This window comes from Sphingosinicella soli, from assembly GCF_014199685.1.
Taxonomy (GTDB): domain Bacteria; phylum Pseudomonadota; class Alphaproteobacteria; order Sphingomonadales; family Sphingomonadaceae; genus Sphingosinicella; species Sphingosinicella soli.
Map to the genome: position 1 here is coordinate 1 of NZ_JACHNZ010000076.1, position 3,671 is coordinate 3,671.

Sequence of the window (3,671 nt, forward strand, 5' to 3'; positions counted from 1 at the left end):
GCGTCAGGAGGACGGTTGCTCCATAAGCCCAGTTCGTGATCGTGGTGAGCCGCATAGCCCCGAACTTACATCCAACTGGACTTGAAAAGGTTAATGTTGCAAAGCCTGCGCCGCACGGATCTGGCGACTGGTCGAAACGTTCAGACCTCACACAGATGTCCCCCTAAAGAAGGGAGTAGCTGGCTTTCTAAAGGCCGAACGGTGCCCAGAGGCCAATGAACGTCAGAACTTGAGCGTACCGTAGATGAACGGGCGGCAGATTACAGCGAGCCCGGCATTTCCATTAAATGTCTTAGATGAAGGCGTTAACGATCCACCCGTTTTTCGCGAATCGGCGAGAGTCGGGCTTGTTTTTTCTCACCTTTTCAACCTCACGCGAGGGGATGGAACTTAGGCGGCAGGACGAAAAGGTCAGCGAAACGGGCCGCGAGCATCGGGTCGCCGCGGAGGGTGAGCGCCCTGTTATCTGCGAGCACGTCGAGCGCCACACCACCGTAGACGAACGCCGCCAGGGCTGACGGGTGGCCGCTGAAGACGAGGTCGCCTGTCGCGCTGCCCCGTTCGACATGGATACCACCGCGATCGACGCGAGCGGCATACTCGTCCACGCCGAACCGGAAGCCGACCGTGAAGTCGCGGTCCCCGATGCGGGCACGATCGATCATCGTGCGAAATGACAACAGGATGGAGACACCGCTGATGGGGAGCGTGGGATCGTGGCCGGGCGAACGCGTCGCCCAGCGGCCGAGTTCCTGCACGATCGGCTCTGCCTCATATCCCCATTCGGTAAGGCCATAGACCTGAACGCTTGCCGGCGGAGGCAGCTTGCTCCGCACGACGACCCCGCTCGCTTCCAGCTCGGAGAGGCGCTGGGTAAGCACATTGGCGCTGATTCCGGGCAGGTCGGCGCGTAAGTCACCGAAGCGTCGCGGACCGAGCATAAGCTCGCGCACCACGAACAGAGCCCAGCGATCGCCGAGCAGTTCCAGGCCGTGCGCCATGCCGCAGGCGTCGTGATAAACGCGCTTTTTCGTGTTCTTTGATAATTGAGTTGTATTTTCTAACTTCACGGTTGTTTTATCTAATTTCATGGGCATGTTTGTCAACATCGAGTCGGAATTGCACGGAAGGAGGATAGAGACATGACCTATGTAGACGGTTTCGTGCTCGCGGTGCCCACGGGGGACAAACAAAAATTCATCGACCATGCAAAGCTTGGTGACAGTGTTTTCATGGACCTCGGCGCGCTGCGGGTCCTTGAATGCTGGGGCGATTCTGTTCCGGACGGCAATGTGACCGATTTTCGCCGCGCCGTTCAGGCGAAGGCAGACGAGACCGTTGTGTTCTCATGGATCGAGTGGCCGGACAAGGCGACCCGCGACGCCGCCTTCGCCCAAATGGACGCTCTGATGAAAACAGATGACCGGATGAATCCGGAAAAGAACCCCATGCCCTTCGACGGCAAAAGAATGATCTTCGGGGGCTTCGCTCCGGTCGTTGCATTAGAGAAGCCCGCCGCCAACAAACCCGGCGATTACATCTGGTACGAATTGCTGACCAGTGACGTGCAGGCTGCGCAGACGTTCTACGCGGGCGTCCTTGGCTGGAGCTTTGCCGACAGCGGCCATACCGATATGGACTACCGGATCATCAACGCCGGAGCGAACAGCGTCGGGGGCCTTATGGCCATCACGAAGCCCATGGCGGACAATGGCGCCGCCCCGACATGGCTGGGCTATGTCGCGGTGGACGATGTCGATCAGACCGTCGCCGGGATTGGAGCGCGCGGCGGTCATGTGCTCATGCCCGCGATGGACATTCCCATGGTCGGACGGATCGCCATGGTCGCTGATCCGCAGCGCGTACCCTTTTACGTCATGAAGCCCCAGGGAACAGGCAAGAGCCTTGCATTTGCGGATGATATCCCGCGCGTGGGTCACTGTGCGTGGAACGAATTGCAGACGTCTGACCCATCCGCGGCATGGGCATTTTACGGCGATCTGTTCGGTTGGAAGCAGGACGGCGAGATGGATATGGGCCCGATGGGCAAATACCAGTTTATCCGTCATGGCGGCCTGCTCGGGGCGATCATGCAAAACAGCGAGGAGATGGGGGCGCCGCGCTGGAACCAGTATTTTCGCGTGGCAGACATCGATGCCGCGAAGATGGCGGTAGAGACAGGCGGCGGCAGGGTCGTTAACGGCCCCCACGAAATCCCCGGTGGCGATTACTCCATGAACTGCGTTGATCCGCAAGGCGCCGCCTTCGGGCTGGTCGGCAGCCGGCGCTGAGCCGCTCGGGAACACGTTTCGAAAAAGAACTGGGACGCTTGGAGAAAGCTTATGAAGACCAAGATCATCAACTGCCTGTGGTTCGACCACGGCGAGGCAGGCAAGGCCGCGGAATTCTATGCGAGCATCTTTCCCGACAGCCATATCGACAGGGTGGTGGCCGCTCCCGCCGACTTCCCGTCGGGCAAGACAGGTGACGAACTTACGGTGGAGTTCACGCTCCTCGGACGGCCGTTCATTGGTCTCAACGGTGGTCCCGCATTCAAACCCGATGAGGCCGTGTCGTTCATGGTCGAGACAGAGGATCAGGCGGATACCGATCGTTACTGGAACGCCATCGTTGATAACGGCGGCGCGGAAAGCGAATGTGGCTGGTGCAAGGATCGCTGGGGATTCTCGTGGCAAATCACCCCGCGCATCCTCAACGAGGGTTTTGCCGACCCGGACCCGGACGTCGCAAGGCGAGTGTTTGAAGCGATGATGACAATGCGGAAGATCGATGTCGCGAAGATCGCGGCGGCGCGGCGAGGCGACGGCTGACACACGTTTGATGATCAGTGCAATTCAGGCAGTCAGCGGCAACCGTGCCTAAGCGCATTGCCAGACCCCGGCCGTTCTTCAACACCGGACGGCTCCGTAACTAGCCAGCTTAGGCCCCAGCAATGGTGCTTTCTACATCAGCGACCGAATGGCCGGTAAGATCCTTCAAAATCTCTCCAACAAGCACGGCCGAAAGAGCCTTGTGATAATGCTTGCGAAGCTCGCCAAGTGTACGGGGGGCAGCAACGATGATGAGCGCATCTATCTTACCATCGAGGACGCGTTTATTGAGCATCCGGCGGTGCCAGCCGCGAAGCTGTCTTCACCCTGCTGGTTCTCAGAAGGATTGGCCGAACTACTCTGATGTCGGCCGCCTGATCCTTTGTTCTCCGTCGAGATAGCAGCATCGGGCAGCTGTGAGCTTCGGAGCGGATTCCTCGCCATCGTTGCAATAAAGGTTCAATATTTCGCCGTCAGCGACAGCGACTATCGCGCTTTTGGGTATCTTCATGAAATTTCATTGAAAGCCTCGTCATGTACGTAACGCCTGAGCGCACGACATGGCCCCATAGCCGAGCGTTCCTGCTATTTGGACTGCCCTCAAGACAGCGATGAACGAAGGACAGGTTCCAGGCCGCGCGGCCGCCGCTGGAACGGCGGGTATGAGGGCGACTACTGCCCCACACTACGACCGCTCAGTCCGACGGAACCGCGCGTCGCTAGCCCATCCCGGCTCCTTTAGCCTTGATTGTGGACCGGCGTGCAAAAGGGACCCCGTTAGCGGGGTGATCGGCGTCCAATAGGGACCCCTCATTTCGATGGTTTAGGCAGCGGCCTGGT

Annotated in this window: 4 protein-coding genes; 2 read left to right on the forward strand and 2 right to left on the reverse strand. The window is 59.2% G+C overall.

Annotated elements, in window-relative coordinates; translation table 11 throughout:
- Positions 1 to 371 precede the first annotated feature (371 nt).
- Positions 372 to 1,091 (reverse strand): winged helix-turn-helix transcriptional regulator, encoded by a 720-nt coding sequence (locus GGQ98_RS17910; protein ID WP_207791476.1) that lies wholly within the window; start codon positions 1,089 to 1,091, stop codon positions 372 to 374.
- Positions 1,092 to 1,142: 51 nt separating this feature from the next.
- Between GGQ98_RS17910 and GGQ98_RS19025 the strand changes: the two genes are divergently transcribed.
- Positions 1,143 to 2,291 (forward strand): DUF1428 family protein, encoded by a 1,149-nt coding sequence (locus GGQ98_RS19025; protein WP_184072015.1) that lies wholly within the window; start codon positions 1,143 to 1,145, stop codon positions 2,289 to 2,291.
- 51 nt (positions 2,292 to 2,342) lie between these two features.
- Positions 2,343 to 2,831, forward strand: coding sequence for a VOC family protein (locus GGQ98_RS17920; RefSeq protein WP_184072017.1), 489 nt, complete (start codon positions 2,343 to 2,345; stop codon positions 2,829 to 2,831).
- Positions 2,832 to 2,940: 109 nt separating this feature from the next.
- On the opposite strand, the gene GGQ98_RS18585 is transcribed toward GGQ98_RS17920, so the two are convergent.
- Positions 2,941 to 3,126: a baeRF12 domain-containing protein gene (locus tag GGQ98_RS18585; RefSeq protein ID WP_243451998.1), complete on the reverse strand. Its 186-nt coding sequence runs from the start codon at positions 3,124 to 3,126 to the stop codon at positions 2,941 to 2,943.
- Positions 3,127 to 3,671 lie beyond the last annotated feature (545 nt).